The 23,783-nt window shown below is 30.2% G+C and carries 18 protein-coding genes; 13 read left to right on the top strand and 5 right to left on the bottom strand.

Annotated features, from left to right (window positions below; genetic code table 11):
* The first annotated feature begins 105 nt into the window (after window positions 1-105).
* The 10 genes from CXF68_RS19450 (at window position 106) to CXF68_RS19405 (ending at window position 12,276) form a co-directional block, all read left to right on the top strand.
* Complete coding sequence (locus tag CXF68_RS19450; RefSeq protein WP_101046917.1) at window positions 106-708, top strand: thiamine phosphate synthase; 603 nt, start codon at window positions 106-108, stop codon at window positions 706-708.
* Window positions 709-840: 132 nt separating this feature from the next.
* Window positions 841-1,596 (top strand): hydroxymethylpyrimidine/phosphomethylpyrimidine kinase, encoded by a 756-nt coding sequence (locus CXF68_RS19445; protein WP_101046915.1) that lies wholly within the window; start codon window positions 841-843, stop codon window positions 1,594-1,596.
* 1 nt (window position 1,597) lies between these two features.
* Window positions 1,598-2,245 (top strand): thiamine phosphate synthase, encoded by a 648-nt coding sequence (gene thiE / locus CXF68_RS19440; RefSeq protein WP_101046913.1) that lies wholly within the window; start codon window positions 1,598-1,600, stop codon window positions 2,243-2,245.
* A gap of 92 nt (window positions 2,246-2,337) precedes the next feature.
* A complete protein-coding gene (locus CXF68_RS19435) occupies window positions 2,338-3,108 on the top strand; it encodes a thiazole synthase (protein ID WP_101046911.1) in 771 nt (256 codons plus the stop codon).
* A gap of 109 nt (window positions 3,109-3,217) precedes the next feature.
* Window positions 3,218-4,336, top strand: a complete 1,119-nt coding sequence (gene thiH / locus CXF68_RS19430) for a 2-iminoacetate synthase ThiH (protein WP_101046909.1) — start codon at window positions 3,218-3,220, stop codon at window positions 4,334-4,336.
* An 18-nt stretch (window positions 4,337-4,354) separates the two neighbouring features.
* Window positions 4,355-4,693, top strand: a complete 339-nt coding sequence (locus CXF68_RS19425) for a hypothetical protein (protein ID WP_157822013.1) — start codon at window positions 4,355-4,357, stop codon at window positions 4,691-4,693.
* A gap of 16 nt (window positions 4,694-4,709) precedes the next feature.
* Complete coding sequence (gene moeB, locus CXF68_RS19420) at window positions 4,710-5,765, top strand: HesA/MoeB/ThiF family protein (protein WP_101046905.1); 1,056 nt, start codon at window positions 4,710-4,712, stop codon at window positions 5,763-5,765.
* Between the two features lie 82 nt (window positions 5,766-5,847).
* A complete protein-coding gene (locus CXF68_RS19415; RefSeq protein WP_101046903.1) occupies window positions 5,848-8,868 on the top strand; it encodes a WGR domain-containing protein in 3,021 nt (1,006 codons plus the stop codon).
* A 14-nt stretch (window positions 8,869-8,882) separates the two neighbouring features.
* Window positions 8,883-10,511 carry an SWIM zinc finger domain-containing protein gene (locus CXF68_RS19410; RefSeq protein WP_101046901.1) on the top strand — a complete coding sequence of 543 codons (1,629 nt, stop codon included), beginning with the start codon at window positions 8,883-8,885 and terminating at the stop codon, window positions 10,509-10,511.
* A gap of 259 nt (window positions 10,512-10,770) precedes the next feature.
* A complete protein-coding gene (locus CXF68_RS19405; RefSeq protein ID WP_101046899.1) occupies window positions 10,771-12,276 on the top strand; it encodes a reverse transcriptase family protein in 1,506 nt (501 codons plus the stop codon).
* 61 nt (window positions 12,277-12,337) lie between these two features.
* Here the strand turns inward: CXF68_RS19405 and CXF68_RS19400 are convergent, their stop codons facing one another.
* Complete coding sequence (locus CXF68_RS19400; RefSeq protein ID WP_101046897.1) at window positions 12,338-13,054, bottom strand: 3-ketoacyl-ACP reductase; 717 nt, start codon at window positions 13,052-13,054, stop codon at window positions 12,338-12,340.
* 201 nt (window positions 13,055-13,255) lie between these two features.
* Between CXF68_RS19400 and CXF68_RS19395 the strand changes: the two genes are divergently transcribed.
* From CXF68_RS19395 to CXF68_RS19385, 3 genes are all read left to right on the top strand, one after another.
* Window positions 13,256-14,296, top strand: coding sequence for an NAD(P)/FAD-dependent oxidoreductase (locus CXF68_RS19395; protein WP_101046895.1), 1,041 nt, complete (start codon window positions 13,256-13,258; stop codon window positions 14,294-14,296).
* 32 nt (window positions 14,297-14,328) lie between these two features.
* A complete protein-coding gene (gene ctlX, locus CXF68_RS19390) occupies window positions 14,329-15,264 on the top strand; it encodes a citrulline utilization hydrolase CtlX (RefSeq protein WP_101046893.1) in 936 nt (311 codons plus the stop codon).
* 65 nt (window positions 15,265-15,329) lie between these two features.
* Window positions 15,330-16,193, top strand: a complete 864-nt coding sequence (locus CXF68_RS19385) for an OmpA family protein (RefSeq protein ID WP_101046891.1) — start codon at window positions 15,330-15,332, stop codon at window positions 16,191-16,193.
* A gap of 86 nt (window positions 16,194-16,279) precedes the next feature.
* On the opposite strand, the gene CXF68_RS19380 is transcribed toward CXF68_RS19385, so the two are convergent.
* The 4 genes from CXF68_RS19380 to CXF68_RS19365 form a co-directional block, all read right to left on the bottom strand.
* Entirely contained in the window at window positions 16,280-19,195 is a 2,916-nt protein-coding gene (locus tag CXF68_RS19380) for an FAD-binding and (Fe-S)-binding domain-containing protein (protein WP_101047607.1), read from the bottom strand.
* Window positions 19,196-19,202: 7 nt separating this feature from the next.
* Window positions 19,203-19,661: an Lrp/AsnC family transcriptional regulator gene (locus tag CXF68_RS19375; protein WP_064966057.1), complete on the bottom strand. Its 459-nt coding sequence runs from the start codon at window positions 19,659-19,661 to the stop codon at window positions 19,203-19,205.
* A gap of 113 nt (window positions 19,662-19,774) precedes the next feature.
* Window positions 19,775-21,205 carry a VOC family protein gene (locus CXF68_RS19370; protein ID WP_101046889.1) on the bottom strand — a complete coding sequence of 477 codons (1,431 nt, stop codon included), beginning with the start codon at window positions 21,203-21,205 and terminating at the stop codon, window positions 19,775-19,777.
* Between the two features lie 764 nt (window positions 21,206-21,969).
* On the bottom strand, window positions 21,970-23,040 hold the full coding sequence (locus CXF68_RS19365; protein WP_101046887.1) for a sphingomyelin phosphodiesterase: 1,071 nt from the start codon (window positions 23,038-23,040) through the stop codon (window positions 21,970-21,972).
* Window positions 23,041-23,783 lie beyond the last annotated feature (743 nt).

Here is a 23,783-nt window from a genome sequence, read left to right as displayed (position 1 = left end):
AAAACATCTGTCATTACGAGGAGGAAACGATGAAGTAATCTAGCATTTCAATAATAAATTAGATTATTTTTACAGAAAATTAGTAGTTACTAAAATCAAACTAATATGATTGTACTTATTGCCCCAGAAAAAGATGTAGAAAATGAAATTGTAATTCTGCACCAATTATTTGAAGCAGGGTTACAATATTATCATCTTAGAAAACCATTTAAAGATTATGAAGCGCATGTTTCGTATTTAAATCAGATAGAAAAAAAATATCATACTAAAATAGTTGTTCATTATTTTCATGAGTTAACAAATGAATTCAATTTAAAAGGAATCCATTTTCAAGAACAAAAAAGGCGAGATGCTTTAGAAAACGGAAGTAGATATTTTATAGGGCTAAATATGTTAGGAAAAACCATGAGTAGTTCTTTTCATGAACCAGAAGAGTTAGCAGCTTGTGATATTGAGTTTGATTACCATTTATTAAGTCCAGTTTTTTCATCTATTTCAAAAGAAGGGTATGAAGGACGAGGGTTTGATGTAACAAATATTGATAAACCAATTGTTGGAATGGGAGGAATTAACACCGAAACTATAGCTGAAACAATTCAATTAGGTTTTGAAGGAATAGGAGTTTTAGGAGGTGTTTGGAATACCGAAAACCCTGTAGAGAGTTTTAAAAAAATTAAGCGTCATTACGAGGAGGAAACGACGATGTAATCTGTCAGTAGAATAATAGATTGCTTCATGCTATTCGCAATGACAAGTAAAAAGTTATTATAAAAAAGTATAATTAAATAATTTTGTTGCTCTGTCAGTTCGAGCGAAGTCGAGAACTAAATAAAAAATAATTTGAATAATAAAAATTACATACTAACCATTGCAGGTTTAGACCCATCAAGCGGAGCAGGAATTACTTCAGATATTAAAACATTTGAAGCGCATGGTTTGTACGGGCTATCAGTATGTACCGCCGTTACTGTTCAAAATGATATTACATTTAAAGATTGTGTTTGGATAGATAAACAAATCATAATAGCTCAGATTGAAACATTGTTTGAACGTTTTTCAATTTCTGTAGTAAAAATAGGAATCATTCAATCTTGGGATATTTTATTAGAAGTCGTTCTAACTTTAAAAAAGTTAAATCCGGAGATAAAAATAGTTTTAGACCCAATCTTAAAAGCAAGTGCAGGGTTTGATTTCCATGAAGATGGAAGTCTAAATATATTTGAAAAAGTATTATGCAATTGTACTATTATTACACCAAATTATAACGAAATACAAGAATTATTTCCTAGTAAAAACATAGAAGAGACGATTGAGTTCATTTCAGAAAGAACAAATATTTATTTAAAAGGAGGTCATAGAGAAGATAAAAAAGGATGGGACGAAGTATATTATAGTAAAATAGTAAAAATGAATATTCCGCCTATCGCTGAAACTGTTTTTGAAAAGCATGGAAGCGGTTGTGTTTTGTCATCGGCATTGGCGGCAAACTTAGCGCTAGATATTCCTTTAGAAGATGCTTGTAAAAACACGAAATGGTATACAGAACAATTTTTAAATTCAAATGAATCTCTCTTAGGAACCCATAATTACAAATAATATGATAAGTAAATTACAGTATATAACACAAGGCAAAACGGCTCAAGAGCATTTAGATAATATACAAAATTCTTGTGCATCTGGAGCGGAATGGGTGCAACTTCGTTTAAAAGGTTTTGATCCTAAAACGATTTTAGAAACAGCAAAGCAAGCGAGAGAAATAACAATGCATTTTCAAACGCGATTAATTATAAACGATTACTATAAAGTTGCTAAAGAAGTAAAAGCAGATGGTGTTCATTTAGGAGAAAAAGATGCATGTCCGTTAAAAGTTCGCGATTATTTGGGTAAGTTTTATTCAATTGGTGGAACAGCAAATACGTTAGAAGATTGTAAAAAATTACTTGATAAAAAAGTTGATTACATTGGTTTAGGCCCTTTTCAATTCACAGAAACTAAAAAGAATTTAAGTCCTGTTTTAGGAGTTGAAGGATACAAGAAAATAGTTGAAGAGTTAGAAACAGAAACTCCAATAATAGCCATTGGTGGTATTACTTTAGATGATGTTGCAGGAATTGTACATGCTGGTGTTTATGGTGTAGCAGTATCAGGAGCAATAACAAATGATTTTACAAGTATTCCTGTTTTTCATAAAATTTTAAGTGCTCCAAGTATGCAAGAGCAAGTGTATAAAATGGATGACAAGTAGTTTTATATGTCTCTTCGAGCGCAGTCGAGCGATTTTTATTTTAAAAAAATTATAAAAAGGTCTCAACTACGATCAACCTAATAAGAAATAAGATGAATCAGTATTTAAAAATAGCAGATAAAGAATTTACATCACGTTTATTCACAGGAACAGGGAAATTTAGTTCTTCAATCTTGATGAAAGAAGCATTGTTAGCTTCTGAAAGCGAATTGGTAACTGTTGCTTTAAAAAGAGTAGATGTTCAAAATAAAGAAGATGATATTTTAGGGCATTTAAATCATGCTCATATTAATTTATTACCCAATACATCTGGAGTTAGAACGGCAAAAGAAGCGGTTTTTGCAGCAGAATTATCTAGAGAAGCGTTAGAAACAAATTGGGTGAAATTAGAAATACATCCCGATCCTAGGTATTTATTACCTGACGCTATTGAAACATTAAAAGCGGCAGAAGAATTGGTGAAATTAGGATTTATAGTAATGCCTTATATTCATGCCGATCCTGTTTTATGTAAGCGTTTAGAAGAGGTAGGAACACAATGCGTAATGCCATTAGGTGCACCGATAGGAAGTAATAAAGGCTTAAAAACACAAGATTTTTTAGAAATAATTATCGAACAGTCTAATGTTCCTGTAATTGTCGATGCAGGTATTGGAGCACCATCACATGCAGCATACGCAATGGAATTGGGAGCAGATGCGGTGTTGGTAAATACGGCGATTGCAGTATCTAAAAACCCAGTAGCAATGGCAAAGGCGTTTAAAATGGCGGTAGAAGCAGGTAGAATGGCTTATGAAGCAAAATTAGCTCCAATAAGGCAGCAAGCTGAAGCAAGCAGTCCGTTAACGTCGTTTCTGAATTAAGGTTATTACGAGGAGGTACGACGAAGTAATCTTTTACAATAGTAAGCAGATTGCTTTATTCCATTTTATTTAATTCGCAATGACGATGACAGCATTAAAAAAGTAAATTGTGGTAAAACAAAATTTTAAAACAACATTCGATACTTATAATTGGGAAGATACTTTAAAAAGCATCTTTCATAAAACAACCGTTGAGGTAGAACATGCTTTATCAAAAGATAAACTTGATTTAGAAGATTTTAAAGCCTTAATATCTCCAGCTGCACGTCCGTACATCGAGCAAATGGCACAGAAGAGTAGTTTACTTACTAAAAAACGATTTGGAAATACCATACAAATGTATGCGCCAATGTATTTAAGTAACGAATGTCAGAATATTTGTACATACTGTGGTTTTAGTATGACTAATAAAATACCTAGACGTACGTTAACTGATCCAGAAATTTTAAAAGAAGTCGCTTTTTTAAAAGAAAAAGGCTATGACCATATATTGTTAGTTACAGGTGAAGCGAATAAAACTGTAGGAGTTTCTTATATAAAAAATGCTATTCAATTAATTCGTTCTCAATTTTCAAATATTACGATTGAAGTGCAACCTTTAGATCAGGATGAATATGAATCGTTAATTGATGCAGGATTGTATGCGGTGTTGGTATATCAAGAAACGTATCATAGAGCAGCGTATAAGAAACATCATCCAAAGGGAAAAAAATCTAATTTTAATTATCGTTTAGATACGCCAGATAGATTAGGAAAAGCAGGAATTCATAAAATAGGTTTAGGTGCTTTATTCGGATTAGAAGATTGGCGTGCCGATAGTTTTTTTACAGCATTACATTTAAAGTATTTACAAAAAACATATTGGAAAACGAAGTATTCTATTTCGTTTCCAAGGTTACGACCACATTCTGGCGGATTAGAACCAAAAGTAGAAATGACTGATTCAGATTTAGTACAATTAATTTGTGCATTTCGTTTGTTTGATGAAGATATAGAATTATCAATGTCAACAAGAGAAAGTGAAGTTTTTAGAAATAATATTGTTAATTTAGGAACTACATCTATCAGTGCAGAATCAAAAACAAACCCAGGAGGTTATTCAGTAGAACCACAATCGTTAGAGCAGTTTGAAATTTCTGATGAACGAAGTACCGAAGAGGTTGTGAAAATGCTAAAAGAGCAAGGGTTAGAAGTTGTTTGGAAAGATTGGGAAGCCTTTAAAAATTAATTGCTAAGTAAATAAAAAATGAAATTATATACAAATTGTATGTCATGTAAGAAAGATGTGATTATAAAGTCAAAATCTCAAACAAGACCTGATTTGCAAATGGAAAAAGGCTCAGAGTTTTCTATAAACTGTCTGAGTTGTGGAAAAACAGATAAAAAACATGTTAATGACATTAAAGCAGAAATAGATAAAAAAATATTACTAATAGGAATTGGAATAGGAGTTGTTTTATCAATAGGATTGAGTATCTTTTATGGTGTAATAGCAACATTAATAATCTCATTTCCTTTATTATTTTGGCAACAACAAATGAAGTCTACAAAGTCATTTAATTCTTTTTTAATTAGAAGAAAATAATATAACAGAAGAAGAAATGAAGTTAACAGCGCAGGAACAAAAACAATACAACCGTCATCTTATTTTAGATAAAATAGGAGAAAAAGGGCAATTAAAATTAAAACAAGCGAAGGTTTTGGTAATAGGAGCTGGCGGATTGGGTTGCCCTGTATTGCAATATTTAACAGCAGTAGGTGTTGGAAACATCGGAATTATAGATGATGATGTAGTTGATCAAAGTAATTTACAACGTCAAATTTTATACAGAATTGATGATATTGGTTTTTCTAAAGCTGAAACAGCAGCAAAACGCTTATCAAAATTAAATCCCTTTGTGAATTTTTCTGTTTATAAAGAAAAATTGACGAGAGAAAATGCCATTTCATTATTCAATAAATATGATGTAATTGTAGATGGAAGTGATAACTTTTCCACAAGATACTTAACAAATGATGCTGCGGTAATAACAAACAAACCATTGGTGTATGGTGCAATCTTTAAATTTGAAGGACAAGTAAGTGTTTTTAATTATAAAGGAAGCGCTACGTACAGATGTTTATATCCAACACCACCAAAACCAGATGAATCACCAAACTGTTCACAAATTGGTGTTTTAGGTGTGTTACCAGGAATTATAGGAAGTTTACAAGCAAACGAAACGATTAAAATTATTTTAGAAATAGGTGAGGTGTTAGCAAATATACTATTGATGTATGATACTTTAAGTATGCGTCAAATGCTATTAAAATTTGAAAAATCAGCAAATATAGAGATCACTGAATTAGAAAAAGATTACGACTTTTTCTGTGGAATACATACTATTGAAAATGAAATTACTTTAGATGAATTACAAAATAATATAGCTAAGTATAATTTATTAGACGTACGTGAAAATTGGGAACGTGAACAAAATTATATTAACGGACAACATATTCCATTAGGAGAATTACCACAACGTTTTAAAGAGTTAAAAACAGATAAACCACTTGTAGTGTATTGTAAATCAGGTATGCGAAGTAAAAGGGCGATAGCGTTTTTAGAAGATGAAAATTTAGGTATGAGTTTTGTAAACTTAAAAGGAGGTTTCATGTAATTATTTTTTTATAAAAGATATATAAAGAAATTTATCTTGTTCTAAATAAGTTATATATTTAGAGTGTAAAAAAATGTAAAGCTTGAAATTAATTAAACAGAAAAAATTATATTTTTCAGACGAAAAATCAGACAAAGTTTATGAAGTAGATTTATGCGAGAGTCAAGATTTATTTGTTGTAAACTTTAGGTACGGTAGAAGAGGTGCAAATTTAAGAGAAGGAACAAAAACAGTTTTTCCTGTATCTTATGAAGAAGCTCAAAAAACTTTTAATAGCTTAGTGGAAAGCAAGGAGAAGAAAGGGTATTCAGAAATCTTACAAGAGTCGATTAAAGTAGACGAAAGTTTACATAAAGACGAAAACACTGCAAGAAAAGAAACAATTTTAAAATACTTAGCGCAAGCAATAAAAGGTACCTATACAAGAAATTGGAAAGTATCTAAAATTATTGCAAGAGTAGGCGTTTTAAAAATTAGAGAAGCAATACCACAAATAGCTCAATTTATCCATTCTTTAGATGAATTTGAGCAGTACAATACAATTACTGTATTAGCAGAATTTAACCAATCTAATTACGTAGCAGAAATTCTAAAGGTTTTTAAAAACCATCACCTAAAAACAATTGTAGGTAGAGTAGCTTGTGCTTATATATTAAGATATGGAAGTGCTAAGGATAAACAAATAGTACATGCCGAGGTTGCTAAACACATTTCTGAAGAAGAAATAACACCTTTAGCTTTACAGTTTTTAGGAAAGAACAAAGAAAACCCAATGTTCTTATTTTATGCATATTTATATGCGTATGATAATGATACTTTAAGGGATGAATTATTTAAATTATTAGAAAAAGTTCCTTTAAAAGTAAACACATTTAAATCTATACGTTATATATATAGAGCGGCTTGCATAATAAATGATACACATTTTTTTGCGCTACTATCTAAACAAATAGCAATTGGTAAAGCAGGTTATACTTCTGATTACCCAAGTGTAAAAGGAGAATGGGTTTATGCTTTTGAAGAAAAGAAAAAACAAAATCCAGGAATAGCTTTTTCTGGTAAAACAAAAGATTACTTTACTAAAAATAGTTATAAATATATATATAACTTAAGTGTTGAAAATCAAGAAACCTATATTCAATATGCCACTGAAATACTATGTGTTTTAGATGATGATGAAGATCAGGTAACAGAGAGTGTAGAGCATGATTATGTATATAATCCCGCAACAAGAAATTACGATGTAGAAAAGAAGTGTTATCCTAAATACCATCAATTTTCTGCTTTAATGTATATTTTATATGGTAGCTCAAGTAGGTTTAAAGAGCAAAAGAATAAATGGTATTATATAGAAAGTACAACTAACGAAGTTGTAAGAGAAGAAATGTTGTCTAGTGTTTGGAATAAAAAACCAACTGAAGTATTATACATACTAGCAAATGCTAAAAGTACAATTGCAGTAGATTTTTGTTTACGTATAATAAAAGATAACTCTCACTTTTTAGAAAACCTATCTGACGAAATATTTTCAAAATTACTAGCTCATAAACATCCAAAGGTATTAGATTTAGTAACAGCATTGTTAGAAGAAAAATATGCAACAAGTCAACCAGAAGAAACTATTTTAATAACATTGTTATCATCTAAAAATGATAAAGCAGTCGAATTAGGTTTAAATTGGTTAAAGAAATACAAGACTTCTTATTTAATAAGTAGTTCTTTGGTTACAAAACTATTACTTACTGATGAGGTTTTAGTAATAGATTATTTAAGAGATGTATATCAAAAAAGTATAGCTTATAATACTATTTTATCAATAGATTATTTGCAAGAATTATTTAAAGAGTCGTCTAATTACTCGCTCGATTTTCTAATAGCAGTAAATTATTTAATAGGAAATACTTTATTTGGTAAATTATTGAGTGGTACTCCTGTTAAAGTAATCGTGGAATTAGCAGCTTCAAATTCTGTAACAAATAAATTATTCGCAATCAACTTAGCGAAACATAACGCTACGCCTGCTTATGATTTATTTAAAGAAAATTATAAAGAATATATAACGTCAGAAGAAGAAGTGTTAAGAAGTGCAGGTATTGAACTTTTAACACACTTTCCTGATAAATATTTAATAGAAAATAAACAAGATATCGTTAGTTTTTGTTTTTCTGAATACTCTGAAGTAAGGAAGGCAATTCGACCTACGGTTGATAGATTAACAAAATTAGATAGCGAGTTTAAGGATGGCTTATTAAAACAATTATTAGCATATATAACAGAAGATGAAAATTATGAAGGCTTGCATGAGAACTGTTATGAAACTTTAATACAGTTATACGGAGCTGATTTAAAAGAGTTATCAAAAGAAGGAATAATAACATTAGTGCTATCAAAATATGAATTTGCACAAAAGCTAGGAACTCCGATTTTTGAAAGTAGCATAAGCATGAGTGCTCTAAGTATGTCAGATTTAATACGTTTAGCTCACAGTGATGTGTTTTCTATAAGAACAGGATTACAAACTTACTTTAAAAATAACGTAGCTAGGGTAAATTACGAATTAGAAGAAGCATTGCCTATTTTTAATACCAATTGGCAAGATGTTATTGACTGGGGATGTGATTATTTTAGTGAACATATAGATGCCAAAAATTGGACTGTACAAATGTTATTATATGTATGTGATCATGTAAAAGAGCAAGTGCAATACTTAGGACGAAGTATGGCGGTAAAACATTTTTCAGAAGAAAAAGGACTGCCTTTACTCGTTAGCTTACAAGAGCACCCAGCAAAGAGTATGCAGTTTTTTACAACCAATTACTTAGATACGTATGCTTCAGATAATGTAGGGGTAATTTTAAAATTAGAAGATTACTTTAAAACGACCTTGTTTTACATTAACTCTAATAGAGCTACAAAGACCAGAGTATACTCTTTTTTAGAAAAAGAATCTAAAAAATATAAAGAAGTAGCTTTAATGACAGTACGAATTTTAAATACCATTTTAGATACCAAAACGGTTACTGATAAAGATAAAATTATAGATATATTATTAACTATTTCTGAAAAGCACTCAGATGTAGCAATACCATTATTAATTAAATAAAGTTAAGAAGAAAAATGAAATTTAATTTTAAATATAGTGGTAGCAGTAGTGTTAATAACAGTATGTCTTCTACAGGGGTTAGTTTTGCGCCAGATGTATTAAGAGAACCTACTTATTTTGTAGGAAGTTTAGATAAAAAGATTCCATTTAGAGAAGCTATTTCAACCTTACATAGCGTTGTTACAGCTGATTTTAATTTTAAACCTAAAGATAATACCGAATATTTAGCTTGGTTAAAGAGCCAAGAAGATATTTGGGTAGCAGAAGCAACAGCAGCATTAGCTGGTGTAAAAACAGACGTAAAAAATATTCAGGAACAATTAAAAAAATTACGTTCTAAGAGAGAAGAAGTTACAAAGCCCTTTTACGAAGCACAACGAAAATATTTTAAGTATTTATACACACGAGATTATGCAGCTTGGTTAGTGTTAGATCCGGTGATTACAGTACATCCTGATCAGGTATTTTTTGAATGTTTTAGTAAAGATGAATCTGTTTATGGAAAATTATCATGTGGTTATGATGTTTTTAACAACATAAGTGAGTTTAAATGTGGTACTACAAATATCGATTATTCAAAAACATTGTATAATGAGTTTCAAAAGATACGTAGTTATAAAGAAACAGAATTTAAAGTAGATCCTAAAGGCTTTGATGTAAGAACAACAGGAGAAGATATTTATAGAGAAGTTAAAATTGATTTGCCAGATAGTTGGGTGCGCGGTTTTTTACAAGTAAGTACAGCTATGACAAGTGATAAAGTATCATTTGATTTAGATGCTGTTGATATCGCTAATTTTATAACTGTATTAAAAAGATACAAAGAAAAAAAAGGGCCAAGAGCTATAAAATATATATTAAAACCTGGGCAACCTATTGTAGCTGTTTTTGAACCTTGGAATATAGAAATTACATGTTTAAAATCTATATATAAAGGTAATGAAGCCCATGAAATTAGAGTTTGGGGAAGAAGACGTATAACTATTTTAGAAAGACTATTGCCAATTACGAATAAGTTTACAGTTCATTTATTGGGTAGCGGTATGCCGTCTTTTTATATAGCACACTTGGCAAATGATATGTATTTTACATTAGGATTGTCTGGTTGGACAGCTAATGATTGGACGAAAACCACGAATTTAGATTTGCTTTCTCCAAGAGGGCAAGTACCTGCAACCACCATGCAGAGTATTTATTTAGCGTTGCGTAAAGATTGGTTTAATACGGAAGAAAGTTTAGCCAAGAATTTGGCTTTAGATAAAACGGTTGTACAGCAATCGTTACAAACTTTTACACAGGCAGGAAAAGTAGTGTACGATTTAAAAAACAACGTATACCGAATTAGAGAATTAAAGAAAGATGGAATTGATTTAGAATCGTTACGTTTTTCGAATGAAATAGATAAAACAGCGTATCAATTAATGGAGTCAGGAGCTGTTTCGGAGTTAGAAATAGAAAATGATAGTAATGTTATAAAGATATATGCCGTAGTGAGTGATAGTTATAGAACAAGTGTACATATTAACAATGATTTTCAAATCGTTGATGCTAAGTGTACTTGCAGTTATTATCATCAAAATAAAATGACAAAAGGACCTTGTGAGCATATTTTAGCAACAAGAATCACTTTTGATAAAAAATAATTAATATATTTAAACCTTGGTAGTAATAAGATAAAAACCTTGCAATTTGATTGGTGTATCGCCAATCTAGCTTACAGACACCGAACGCGTCACTGACTCGAACTTAACTTGTGAAATAGGTACTAGTGTACCGTTTCCGGTTATACTTCTTCGAAGTGAAACAGTACACTAGTACCTATTTCACTGGAGTTGTTCAATTCAGTCTTTAGAATTGTACGAAGGGAAAAAAACATACATCTTATTGCTACCTTTTTTTGTTATGGATAATTCAGCTACGAGAAGACAAGAAATTTACGATAAAATTAAAGAATCATCTAAAGATGAATTTATTCTTTCAGAAATGAAACGATTAGGTTTTTGGGGTGATAATGAAGTAGATTTCGAAAAAGCAAATGCATTTTTAAAAGAAGAAAGAGAGCTTTCAAGTAATTTAACAGCACTTGTTAAAAAAGAGAAATCTATAGAAGATACAGAAGCTTTTATTGCAAATAAGCATAAAGAAAGAAAGAAGTTATCTAAAGAGAAACAAAAAGAAACTGCGTTAAAGAGAGCGTTAATCCGTAAGGAAAAAGCAGCAAAGTGGCAGCAAACAAAAAAAGAAGAGATTGTTTATATAGGTGATGGATATTCTCATCAATTAAATGATACTGAAACGAACGTTGCAAGACTTAAAGAAAACGATTTACCAGTTTATGAGTCAGCAAAAGAGTTAGCTGAAGCTATGAAAATAACGGTGAATGAACTCCGATTTTTAGCCTTTTCTAGAAAAAATTCAAAGATTCATCATTACAAACGATTTAAAGTAGCAAAGAAATCGGGAGGATACCGATTAATTTCAGCTCCAATGCCTCGATTAAAAAGAGCACAACACTTTATTTTAGAAAATATTTTAAATAAAGTAACGGTTCACAAAAAGGCGCATGGTTGTGTAAAAGAACGATCTATTGTTAGTAATGCTGAAACTCATGTAAATAAAGCGGTAGTTATTAATCAAGATTTACAAAACTTTTTTCCATCAGTAACTTATAAAAGAATAAAAGGAGTTTTTAAATCACTAGGATATTCAGAGCAATTAGCAGTGATCTTTTCATTATTATGTTCCGAATCTAAAATTTTAGACCTTTCTTTATTAGGTGAAAATTATTTTACACAAAGAGGCGATCGATTTTTACCACAAGGATCTCCATGTAGTCCGGCGATAACAAATATTTTATGTAGTAAAATGGATTATCGATTAGATGGTTTGGCTACTAAATATGGTTTTATGTATTCTCGTTATGTAGATGATACTACTTTTTCAGGAAATCAAGAACAGTTTAAACATATTACAGCGATATTAAAATATTCTAAAAAAATTATTACAGAAGAAAATTTTAAGTTACACCCTGATAAGTTACGAATTATGAAACGTAATGAAAGGCAAGAGGTAACAGGTATTGTAGTTAATGAAAAACTGAATATAAATAAGAAATCATTAAAACGTTTTAGAGCTTTATTGTTTCAAATAGAAAAAGAAGGAATACAAGGAAAAACATGGAATGGAGGGCTTAATGTATTGGCTGAAATTGATGGTTATGCAAATTATATTTATCAAGTAGATAAGATAAAGGGGGCTAAGTATAAAAGTCAAGTAGGAGAAATCTTAAAAGCGCATTCTTATAAAGAGAATCATGCAGCAAAATATGCAAGTAATAGTACTGAAGCTACAAATGAACACAAAGTATCTAGCTTCTTTAAAAAAATAGTTTCTTTCTTTAAAAAATAATAATTAAAAACGATGCGTTTCCCCCTTACTAATAAAAAAGGGAAAGGCATCGTTATAATATTTATGGATTGGTAGACCATAAAGAGGCACCTTTAAGCATAGCTCTTCTAGGTAAATTTAAACCAGCTACAATTAATTCGGCAAAATCATCAGGCTGTAATACTTTTTCAGGATTACCATCTGTAATTCCTAATTCTAAAGACATATCTGAAGCGATAGTACTCGGAGTAAGCGTACAAACTCTAATATTGTTTTTACGAACCTCTTTCATTAATGATTCAGACATACCCATTACTGCAAATTTTGAAGCAGAATAAGCTGAGGTAGTTGCATTACCACTTAAACCAGCAGTAGAAGAAATATTAATAATATCACCTTCATTTTTTTCAATTAAATAAGGTAAAACCTCTTTGGTAACGTAATACATTCCCATTAAGTTAGTTTGTATAATCCGAGTCCAGTCTTCTACTTTCATGTCGTTAAAAGTGCCAAAAGCAGCAATACCAGCATTGTTTACTAAGATGTCAACAGTACCAAATGTAGTTATGATATCATGTATCCCTTTTTTAACTTGGTCGTAGTTACTAACATCAAAAATAGCATAAGTAGCTTGTACACCGTATGTTTTTAATTCTGTAACAGTACTACGTAAACGTTCTTCGTTTCGCCCAGTAATAGCAACATCTATTCCTTGTTTAGCAAAAGCAATTGCAGTAGCTTTTCCTAAACCTCTACTACCTCCTGTAATTATAGCTTTTTTGCCAGATAAATTTTCCATTTCTATATGATTTTATATTAAAAATATTATTTTTTTTCAAGCAATAAAATTATTAAAAGTAAAATACTATTTAGTAGTAAATAGGTATCTAATTTTTAAAGTATTCTAAGAAATGAGGTTTTTATAATAAATATTACAATTATACTGAATAACTAAGATCTTATAGTTTTACCTTTGAAAAAGTAATAATAAAGAGGCTAAATGTTAGATTATATAATAATTGGAGGAGCACAAGCAGGATTATCTATGGCTTACCATTTAAAAAAGATGGATAAGGACTTTTTAGTTCTAGATGGAGAAAAAGAAATTGGAGCTTCTTGGTTAAATCGATGGGATTCTTTAAAGCTATTCACACCAACAGAGTATAATCATTTACCAGGTTTAAAGTTTGATGCTCCAAAAGGACATTATCCAACTAAATTTGAAGTTAGTGATTATTTTAAAACGTATGTGGAAAAAAACAGTATTCCTGTGCAGTTAAATACCTTAGTTACATCGGTACGTAAAACAGAAAAAGGTTTTCATGTAACTTACAAAGAGGGGGAGGTTGAAGCCAAAAATGTAATTATTGCTACAGGTCCTTTTCATATTCCATATACACCTCCTTGTCATACTAAAATATCAGAGGGTATACTTCAAATGCATAGTAATTACTATAAAAGTGCTGCCCAACTAAAAGAAGGTGATGCATTGGTTGTAGGAGGCGGAGATTCTGGATATCAAATTTTAAATGAAATATCTAAAGATACTTCTAGAAAAGTTTATTTTTCTGGAGATACTACTGTTAAATCATTACCTCAGCAATTTTTAGGTAAAACATTATGGTGGTGGTTTACAATAATAGGGTTTTTAAGTTATAGTAAATATAGTTGGATAGGAAAAAAAATTAGTTCTTTTTCACAGCCAGTTATTGGAACTGATGTTAAAGAAATTCTTTCTAGAAAAAATGTGATTTGTGTAGGTAGAACAAAAGATGCATTAAATAATGACATTACATTTGAGAAGAGTAAAGTATCTTCAATAAAAAATATTATTTGGTCAACAGGGTACCGCCCAAATTTTAAATGGATTGAAGGTTTAGAATTAGATGAAAATAGCTATCCTAAAAACTACAGAGGTGTAAGTAATATTGAAGGTTTATATTTTATTGGTTTACCATGGATGTTTACTAGAGGCTCTGCAACCTTGGGTGGCGTATCTAAAGATGCCAGCTATTTAGCAGATATAATAAGTAAGAAATAAATTAGAAAAATTAACAATTACACTTTTGCGCTATGCAACAAACTACCAATACTATTTTAATGGTTCGTCCAGCTAGTTTTAGAATGAACGAACAAACAGCTGTAAATAATTATTATCAGCAAGAATTATCAGGTATGTTACCTGTTACAGTTAATGCAAAAGCACAGCAAGAGTTTGATGCGTTTGTAGTTAAATTAAAAGCTAAGGGAATAGAGGTTATCATTATTAATGATACCAAAGAACCAGATACACCAGATGCGTTGTTTCCTAATAACTGGATTTCTTTTCATGAGAATGGCGATGTAGCTATTTATCCTATGTTTGCAGAAAATAGACGTTTAGAGAAACGTGAAGATGTATTAGAAGCTTTAGAAGAAAAAGGCTTTGAAATAAAGAATGTAATAGATTATTCTAAAGCAGAGGAGGAAGGTTTTTTCTTAGAAGGTACTGGAAGTATGATTTTAGATCGTGCAAATAGAAAAGCTTATTGCGCTTTATCTCCTAGAGCAGAGGAAGAATTATTTATTGAGTTTTGTGAAGATTTTGAGTATACCCCAATAATTTTTATTGCTAACCAGACTGTAAATGAAAAAAGAGAAGCAATTTATCATACCAATGTAATGATGTGTATTGCAGAAACCTTTGCAATTGTTTGTTTAGAGGCAATAGATGATAAAAAAGAGAAGAAAGAGTTAATAAAACAATTAAAAAATGATAATAAAGAGGTTATCGCTATTACTGAAAAGCAAGTAGTACAGTTTGCTGGAAATATGCTACAAGTAAAAGGAAGAGAGGAGCAACGTTTTTTAATTATGAGCTCATCAGCGTATAATTCATTAACAAAAGACCAACTACAAAAAATAAAAAAACACAATCAAATTATTCATTCATCACTAGAGACTATTGAAACTTGTGGTGGCGGAAGTGCGCGTTGTATGATGGCTGAGGTATTTTTGAAAAAAAAATAAGAAGCTTTTTATACTAAAATAAATAAAAATATGTTTAACAATACAAATAAATTAAATTAACAGTAATGAAAAAAAATTTCCTTCTATTATTAGTTGTAGTATTAGCAACTTCTTGTGTATCTAAAAAAAAATATGTTCAATTAGAAGAACAGTATAAATCTACCAAAGGAGCGCTTCAAAAAACAGCCTTAGAAAAAGAGCAATTGGAAGCTAAGTTTTCGAAAATTGAAAAAAGAGTTGATAATTACAATCAAAAAATAAATTCTTTAAAAGGAATCAATTCAGGTTTACAAAAAGAGAATGATGTAAAATTAGATATGGTCGAAGGGGCAGTGATATCTAATTCTATGAAAGTAAAAATGCGTAAAACTTTAGCAAATGTAGATTCAGCTGAATTAGCAAAAGCTAAGACTTTAAAAGACTCTATGAATATAGCGGTTTCTTATAAGTTAAAAAAGTCAATAAACGTTGCTGATTTAGAAAACTCAGATGATATTAATGTAAGTATTGATAAAACTGTTGTAATGATATCTATTTCAGATAAAATGCTATTTAAAACAGCTAGTTACAATGTAAATAGTAAAGCATACAAAACACTTAAGAAATTAGCAGATATTATTAAGTCTGAGCCAAGTATGGATGTAATGATTGAAGGACATACTGATTCAAGAAAAATTCACAATGAAGTAATACAAGATAACTGGGATTTAAGTGTAAAACGTGCTACATCTATAGTTAGAATTTTAGAAAAGAGATATGGTATTGATGCAAGCAGATTAATAGCATCAGGTAGAGGTTCATCTTTACCTTTAGTAGATAATAAAACTAGTGCTAACAGGTCTAGAAATAGAAGAACAAAAATTGTTATTTTACCGAACTTAGATAAATTTTTTGGATTATTAGCTGAAGAGCAAGTAATTCAGCCATAAACTCATCGTATATAATAAAAAAAAGCCTTCGATTTTAGTCGAAGGCTTTTTTTTATTGGTAAGAATTTATAAAAATAAGAAGTTATTTAACTTAAAGCTTCTTTTAAAATAGTAACAGGGTGCTTTGCTATACGTTTTGTACCGTCAAATATTTGGTGTCGACAACTTGTGCCCGCAGCAATAATTTCTGTTTCACTACCGCAGTTTCTAACTTTAGGAAATAAAGTATCTTCACCAACCTGCATGCTTACTTTATAATGTTCTTTTTCATAGCCAAAAGAACCAGCCATACCACAGCAACCAGTATTCATAATAGTTACTTTATAATTATTAGGGATGTTTAAAACAGTAAATGAAGCATGTGTACTTGATAATGCTTTTTGATGACAATGCCCGTGAATTTTAAGTTCTTTTGACTTTGAAGTAAAAAGAGAAGTATCTATATTTTCTTTTTTATGTTCTGATGCTAAAAATTCTTCAATTGTAAAACAGTTCTTAGAAAGTTTTTTTGCAGCTATTTTATCATTTGCTATTCGTAAATATTCATCTCTAAAAGTTAAAATTGCTGATGGTTCTATTCCTATAAGAGGGGAGTCAGCAGTAATTAAATTTTTAAAAATAGTAACGTTTTTATTTGCAATTTCTTTTGCTTCCTTTAAAAAACCTTTTGAAATATAACTACGCCCACTTTCTTCATGATTAATAGATCTTACTTCGTAGCCTAATTTTTCTAAAACGATTACAGCATCTTTACCTATTTCAGCATCATAAAAATTGGTAAATTCATCATTAAATAAATAAATTGTTTTTTTTGAAGACTGCTGGTTTTCACTTGAAGTAATGTTTTTGTTTTTTAACCAAGCAGCTAAAGTTTGTTTAGCTAATTTAGGAACCGTACGTTCTGTAGCAACACCCATTACTTTTTTAGCTATAAGTGTGTTGGTGAAAAAGTTTGTTATTGTAGGAACTTTACTTCCTAGTTTGTTATATTTTGCATTATTAGCAAATAATTTACTCCTAAAAGAATAGCCATTAGTTTCTTGATATTGATATAGAAACTCTGCTTTCATAGCAGCAATATCTACATTACTTGGGCATTCAGTAGCACAGGCTTTACAACTTAAACATAAATCTAAAACTTGTTTTAATTCTTCAGAATCAAATTTATTTTCAGCAGTATTATTTGTTAATACTTCACGTAGCATATTTGCTCTTGCACGTGTTGTTTCTTTCTCGTTTCTAGTAGCTCTATAACTTGGGCATAAAGTTCCGCCAGCTTCAGGAGATTTTCTACAATCACCAGATCCGTTACATTTTTCAGCCAATTTTAAAATACCTTCGCTTTCAGAAAAATCTTGAATGGTTTTTATGATAGGTTCGTTTCTGTCTACTTCATAACGTAAACTTTTATCCATCGGAAAAGCATCTGTAATTTTCCCTTTATTAAATACATTGTTAGGATCGAAAGCCTTTTTTATTCTACGCAATAATTGATAGTTTTTATCACCTATCATTAACGGGATAAATTCTGCACGTACAATTCCGTCTCCATGCTCACCACTAAATGAACCTTTATATTTTTTCACTAATTGAGCTGTTTCTGTTGTTATTTTTCTAAACAACACAACATCTTCTTGTTTCTTTAAATTTAAAATAGGGCGCAAGTGTAATTCACCAGCACCGGCGTGTGCATAATACACAGCATCTTGCTGGTATTTATCCATAATCTGAGTAAATTCCTCAATATACTCAGGTAAATCTTTTAGTGCAACAGCGGTATCTTCAATACATGCAACAGCTTTCATATCACCTACAATATTACCTAATAAGCCTAAACCAGCTTTTCGTAAATAATGCACTTTAGCAATATCTTCTCCATAAACTTTCGGGTAATGATATCCAAAATTATTGATTTTTAAGTCTTCTATTAATTTATCAGCTTGTATTTCGGCCTCTTCAATAGTATCTGCAGAAACTTCTAACATTAATACAGCTTCTGGATCACCTTGTAAAAAGAATCTGTTTTTAGCTTGTTCGCGATTATTCTTGGTACAATCTAAAATTACTTTATCCATTAATTCACAAGCATATAGTTTGTGATTCATAGCAGTAACCGTTGCTTTTAAACTTTCGTTAACACTTGTAAAATGCGGACAAACCATAATACTGTGCGTAGGAGGTAGGTCGTCTAACTGTATTGTAATTGCTGTTGAAAAAACTAAAGTACCTTCACTACCTGATAAGAATTTGGCAGGGTTAATTGTCGTTTCGTTTCCGCCAAATAAATCAGATGTTAAAAACTCATCTACAGCATAACCTGTATTTCTTCTATGAATTTCAGGTTTTGGAAATTCGTTTATTATTTCTTGTCGTATAACTTCTTGAGAAAGTTCTTTGTAAATTGCTTTATAAATGTTTCCTTCTAAAGAGTTTTCTATCTTTTTTTGTTTGAATTCTTGCGAAGTGATTTCAGAAAAGGTAACATCACTTCCGTCAGATAATAGTCCTTCAATAGTTATTACTTTATCACGTGTAACGCCATAACGAATTGATGTGCTTCCTGAAGAGTTATTACCGACCATTCCACCAATCATACAACGATTAGAGGTTGAGGTATTAGGTCCAAAAAACAATCCGAAAGGTTTTAAAAACCTATTTAAGTCATCACGAATAATACCTGGGGCAACAGTAATGGTTTTATTTTGCTCATCAAAAGCTAATATATCAGTAAAGTATTTAGAAACGTCTACTACAATTCCGTCACCAACACATTGTCCTGCTAGTGAAGTTCCAGCTGTTCTTGGAATTAAAGTAATGTTGTTTTTAGCAGCAAAAGCAATTAATACTTTAATATCTTTTGCATTTTTAGGATAGGCAACTGCTAATGGAATCTTACGATATACTGAGGCATCAGTAGCATATAAAGTTTTATGTAAATTATCAAAAAACAATTCACCTTTTAGGTTTTTTTCTAATGCTGATAATTGTGTGTCTTGTATCATTTTTCTATTATTCAATAGGGATATTCCTTTTAAAACAGGTGTCAAAACAAATAAAAGTATCGGTACCTGCTACACCGTTTATTAAATGAACGTTATCGTATAATATTTTTTGTAAATGCTCATTATCTCTGGCGTAAATTAATATGAAAATAGCATAGTTACCAGATACAAAATTACATTCGGTAATTTCAGGTATTTCCTCTAATTTTTTCATAACATCTTTTGCAAATCGTGCTTCACGTAAGCGAATACCAGTGTATGATTTTGTTTTATAACCTAGTTTATTTTCATCTAAAATAAATTCAGCATTTTGAATAACTTCCGCTTCGGTAAGTTTCTTTATTCGTTGATGTACAAGCGAATTAGATACTTTTAGTTCTTCAGCAATTTGCGAATAAGCCTTTCTTGCATCAGAACGTAATTTTGATAAAATTTGCTGGTCTATATAATCAAATTTATTTTTCAAAAGAATAGTTTTGTTATGTTTTTATCAGAAATTAGCCTAATTTAATGTAAAGGTAATCTCTTTTGCAAAAAAATATAGCCGAACATGTAGATATTCGACTATATAATTTAATATTAAGCATTTATTTGTGCTAAACATTTTTGAATGGTTTCATCTTGCATATCGTCATACCATTTCATTAATTTATAAACAGGTTCTCCTAAATCTTTTTCAAATAATGATTGATTTGAGGAGCCATCATACTCACGTTTTGCATCATTAGTACCTAAATTTGAAGCGAAAATTCCTGCAGCACTTACGGGTAAAAAATCTTCATAAACCATAGGTTCTATAGTTAAATATCCGTCTTTTAATAATTGATTTACATCTGTTTTAGTATACGCTTTATTTTTAGCTATACTTTTTACTTTATTGCTAGTGAAGTAATGAAAATAGGCTAGTTTTTCTAATTGCAATTCATTGTAGTTGTCAGGAAAAGCTTTAAAATTTTCTTTTAATAATTGATTGTATTCAGCGGCATTTTCAGCAGTTGGTGACCCACCAATTGCTTTACGTGTTTTACCTAATAACTCATTATATAAATCTAGTCCTTTTTGGGTTACTGCTACACCACGTTGTTCAATCTCACCAAAACGAGCTTTGTGTTCTCCAGTTTTTCCATTTTCAACACTATTTTTAAAAGTTACTTTTTCAGTTAACGCTTTAAAACTAGTTTGGCGTAATAAAATTGGACATTTTCTTGTAGGTGGGCCTTCTATATTATCTTTTGGAGGAATACTACGAGCTTCCATACTTGCTTGTACTTTATCTATATCTAGAGATCTAGGTGTTAGGTGGTTTATGTGAGGGCCTTTAAAAGCAACTACATCAGCAATTAACCTGTGTTGAGTCAATAAAGCTTCGTATACTTCATTATCTACCGTAGCAGTATCATGCCATCTAAAAGTTTCTAATGCTTCTTGAACAAAAGTTTCAGCATTTTCTTTATTTAATCCACCTTCTTTTTCAGATTTTTCAATTAATTGTAATGCTTTTTCTGTAAAAATAGTACGGTTTTCTAAAATAGTTTCAACATTATCACGAAGCTGATCATCATCAATTAAGTCTAAACGTAATAAAGAGGTGAAAACTCTAAAAGGAGCTTGATTAAGCGCTGTATTCTCAATAGCTCTAAATGCTGTAGAGTGTACAGGAACACCAGCTGGTGCTAAATCATAGTAACCAACAGGAAACATTCCCATAACTTTAAATAGACGTCTTATTGTAAATAGCTCTTGTGGTTTTCCTAAACGGATTGCACCATGACGCTCCATATTTAGCCGAGTAATTTCTCCAGTATTTGTTAATTGCTCTTTAATTTCTTTCGATTCTGAAAGAACATTGTTATTAATATCATGAACCAAATTAAGCAATTCACCGTAAAGAGGTACTTCGTCTTTGTACATGTTAGACATAATCGTAGAAAAACGATTACGAATATATTCAGGAGATACAAATGCTTTTGTAGACTCATTAAAATTAGTTGCTATATTTTTCGAAGACATACTGTATTTAATTTTACTACGAAATAAGTGAATTTAATTGTTTTTTTACTTAAAAAAGATAAAATTTACTTTTAAAATAGTTTTTTTATGTTTGTATGGTTTTTAAAAAGCTTTTTTTAAATTTTAAAAAACAACTTTAATTAAAAATGAGTTTTAAAAAAATCAATTTGACTTTGTTGTTAAATAAAAACTGTTTAGAATCTTAAAAAACGTTTTTTATGTATTAAAAGCTACAAAATAAATAAGGTATTGTTATTTTTTTCGTTAGCCAATGCAAAATTATATGCTGGTTTTATAGCAGGTTTAGTTGATAAGTTTTTTGAAGATACAGATATGAAAAAGGTGGTGTTAATATTTATACTATTTTAAATTATAGTAGATGTTATATTTGTAAAATATAAACAAAGTTGAAATAGAAGCTCAACTAATTTATTTAAATATTTGTTCTATAGAAGTTAGTAGTAAAAATGTACATAATTAACTACCTGTTTTTTAAGTATAGTGGCGCAATTTTTATTATAAGTTTAAGCATTACTGATATCAAAATGGCAAGAAAGTAACAAACGAAGTTTATGAGAACCATTAACTTGTTAAAAAAAGGTTTCGACTGCGCTCAATCAGATACTCCTCAAGGAGTTTTAATTAAAATATAGGTAATTATTTATTGCCCTTTCTCTCTATATTAAAAATCCCCCAAAAATGAATTCATTTTTGGGGGATTTAAACTTATTAATATTAAAATGTTATTTTATAAATTATGTTTATTAGTAATTATATGTAAAATCTGTAATTACTGGATTATGATCTGAAATATCTCCATTGTATACTAATCCACGCGCTTGAAGAGAAGATATTCTCATTATTGGATTTCCGTTAGGTAGCTTATGAACTTTACTATATAATATGTAATCTAATACTTTATTATAAGTACGATCAGCGTCAGCATGTGTATGGTACGTATTTTTAACTACTGTGTTGCTAAATGAATAAGTACCATCTGCCCCTGGTTGCAATGTCAAATTTACTTGTGCATCTAAAAACCTCACCATGGTGCTTTTTTCAAGGTCGGTTTCAATATTCATGTCTCCAAGATATATAACAGGCTCAGATATTGGTATTTTTAAACCCGATTTAAATTCTCTCATTTCAAGAAACTGGTTTCTTCTAACAACTGATGCAGGATAGCCTACTTGTTCTGAATTTGTATGTGTGTTAAAAAAATGAAATAATTCTCCATCTTTTCTTATTGCTGCATAGGTAACTCCTTTATTAGCGTATCCTTCATATGTATCTATTATTTTCGAATTCCAAGCATGTTCAGCTTTTTTTTCAATAGGGTATTTACTAAAAATTACAAGTCCACCATTAGTATAGAGAGGACTGGTAGCGGGAGTTCCACAATCTCCTGAGATCTTATCGTCACAAACTAGTCCTAAGAGTCTAGTTCTATGCGGGTATAATTTCTGGAATTCTACAGTATTAAAGAGATAGGTTTCTATGCTCTGATTAAATCCTTCTTGAATAGCAAGAACATCTGGAGCGTCTCCTTTTCGTTCTAGGTCTAAAAGTGCGCGATTTAAAGCTCGCGCTCTATCCTGTTCTGCATAACCAGTTCCGCTTTTTCCGAAGAAAAGAGCAGCAGCTGGTAATTGAAAAACATTGTAGCTCATTACTTTTAAATTAACTGTTTTATTTTGTTGTCTTGCACTTGTGTTTAAAGGTTCAACAATATCGTTATCTTCTTCTACTTGGCAAGAACCAAAAGTTATTAGTGATAACATAATTACTAGTGACTTACTTAAAGTCAGATTTTTAATTTGGAAGGATTTTTTCATCTTAAAGTTATTTTAATTTAGATTAAATATTAATAAGGATTACAAGAACGCATTGTTAAGAAGGATATTGCAGTTTTTTTTGTTTTAACATAACCTTAACATTCTGAGCTGAATAAGATTTTAATCAGTGTTCAACCCTTTTACCTGGCATAGCCTTATGCTTTTTTTATTTAATAGCATATTGATATGATTAAATATAGGCCCTTACTGATCTGACAATCGAATGATTAAAACTATTAATCTTCATTGTAGATTTTTTATCAGGAATACTATAGCTTCCACGATAAATTTTAATAATGCCTTCTGTGAAGTGTATAATGAAGTTGCATTTTTAATTGAAGAGTGTATTATTGATGATGATGATTTTGCTATTTAGAATTGAGTTTTTTTAATCTTCCAAATACCTGAGAATTGTAAAGAGTTCCAACTAGGTAACTATGTTGTTAAAATATTTTAGCAATTATTATTGTGATGAAAACCCCTATTGAATAGAAAAAAGCTAAGTAGAACAGTTTTTTATGAGTTTTCGAACTTTGTATTTTTTTATAATTTTTATAAGCTATTATCACTGTTATAAACGGACAAATTAAAAATAAGAAAAATGCTCCTAATGAAGCTAAAGCTGTCCACAAATTTAAAATACTTGTAATGATTAGCAATAGTACAGATATATAACAAAAGTATATAAATGATATTTGTTTTTTTGTTGATTGGGTTTCTTTTGTTATTTCAATCTTTTTCAT

It is taken from the genome of Tenacibaculum sp. Bg11-29, assembly GCF_002836595.1.
Classification (GTDB): Bacteria; Bacteroidota; Bacteroidia; order Flavobacteriales; family Flavobacteriaceae; genus Polaribacter.
The sequence above is the reverse complement of the archived record's forward strand: the minus strand, read 5'-3'. Positions and strand labels throughout refer to the sequence as shown.

What these genes read in the sequence shown, in the direction of transcription:
- CXF68_RS19450 (WP_101046917.1), top strand. Translation starts at nt 106, where the DNA reads ATGATTGTACTTATTGCCCCAGAAAAAGATGTAGAAAATGAAATTGTA.
- thiE (WP_101046913.1), top strand. Translation starts at nt 1,598, where the DNA reads ATGATAAGTAAATTACAGTATATAACACAAGGCAAAACGGCTCAAGAG.
- CXF68_RS19435 (WP_101046911.1), top strand. Translation starts at nt 2,338, where the DNA reads ATGAATCAGTATTTAAAAATAGCAGATAAAGAATTTACATCACGTTTA.
- CXF68_RS19425 (WP_157822013.1), top strand. Translation starts at nt 4,355, where the DNA reads ATGAAATTATATACAAATTGTATGTCATGTAAGAAAGATGTGATTATA.
- moeB (WP_101046905.1), top strand. Translation starts at nt 4,710, where the DNA reads ATGAAGTTAACAGCGCAGGAACAAAAACAATACAACCGTCATCTTATT.
- CXF68_RS19410 (WP_101046901.1), top strand. Translation starts at nt 8,883, where the DNA reads ATGAAATTTAATTTTAAATATAGTGGTAGCAGTAGTGTTAATAACAGT.
- CXF68_RS19405 (WP_101046899.1), top strand. Translation starts at nt 10,771, where the DNA reads ATGGATAATTCAGCTACGAGAAGACAAGAAATTTACGATAAAATTAAA.
- CXF68_RS19400 (WP_101046897.1), bottom strand. Translation starts at nt 13,054, where the DNA reads ATGGAAAATTTATCTGGCAAAAAAGCTATAATTACAGGAGGTAGTAGA.
- CXF68_RS19395 (WP_101046895.1), top strand. Translation starts at nt 13,256, where the DNA reads ATGTTAGATTATATAATAATTGGAGGAGCACAAGCAGGATTATCTATG.
- ctlX (WP_101046893.1), top strand. Translation starts at nt 14,329, where the DNA reads ATGCAACAAACTACCAATACTATTTTAATGGTTCGTCCAGCTAGTTTT.
- CXF68_RS19385 (WP_101046891.1), top strand. Translation starts at nt 15,330, where the DNA reads ATGAAAAAAAATTTCCTTCTATTATTAGTTGTAGTATTAGCAACTTCT.
- CXF68_RS19380 (WP_101047607.1), bottom strand. Translation starts at nt 19,195, where the DNA reads ATGATACAAGACACACAATTATCAGCATTAGAAAAAAACCTAAAAGGT.
- CXF68_RS19370 (WP_101046889.1), bottom strand. Translation starts at nt 21,205, where the DNA reads ATGTCTTCGAAAAATATAGCAACTAATTTTAATGAGTCTACAAAAGCA.
- CXF68_RS19365 (WP_101046887.1), bottom strand. Translation starts at nt 23,040, where the DNA reads ATGAAAAAATCCTTCCAAATTAAAAATCTGACTTTAAGTAAGTCACTA.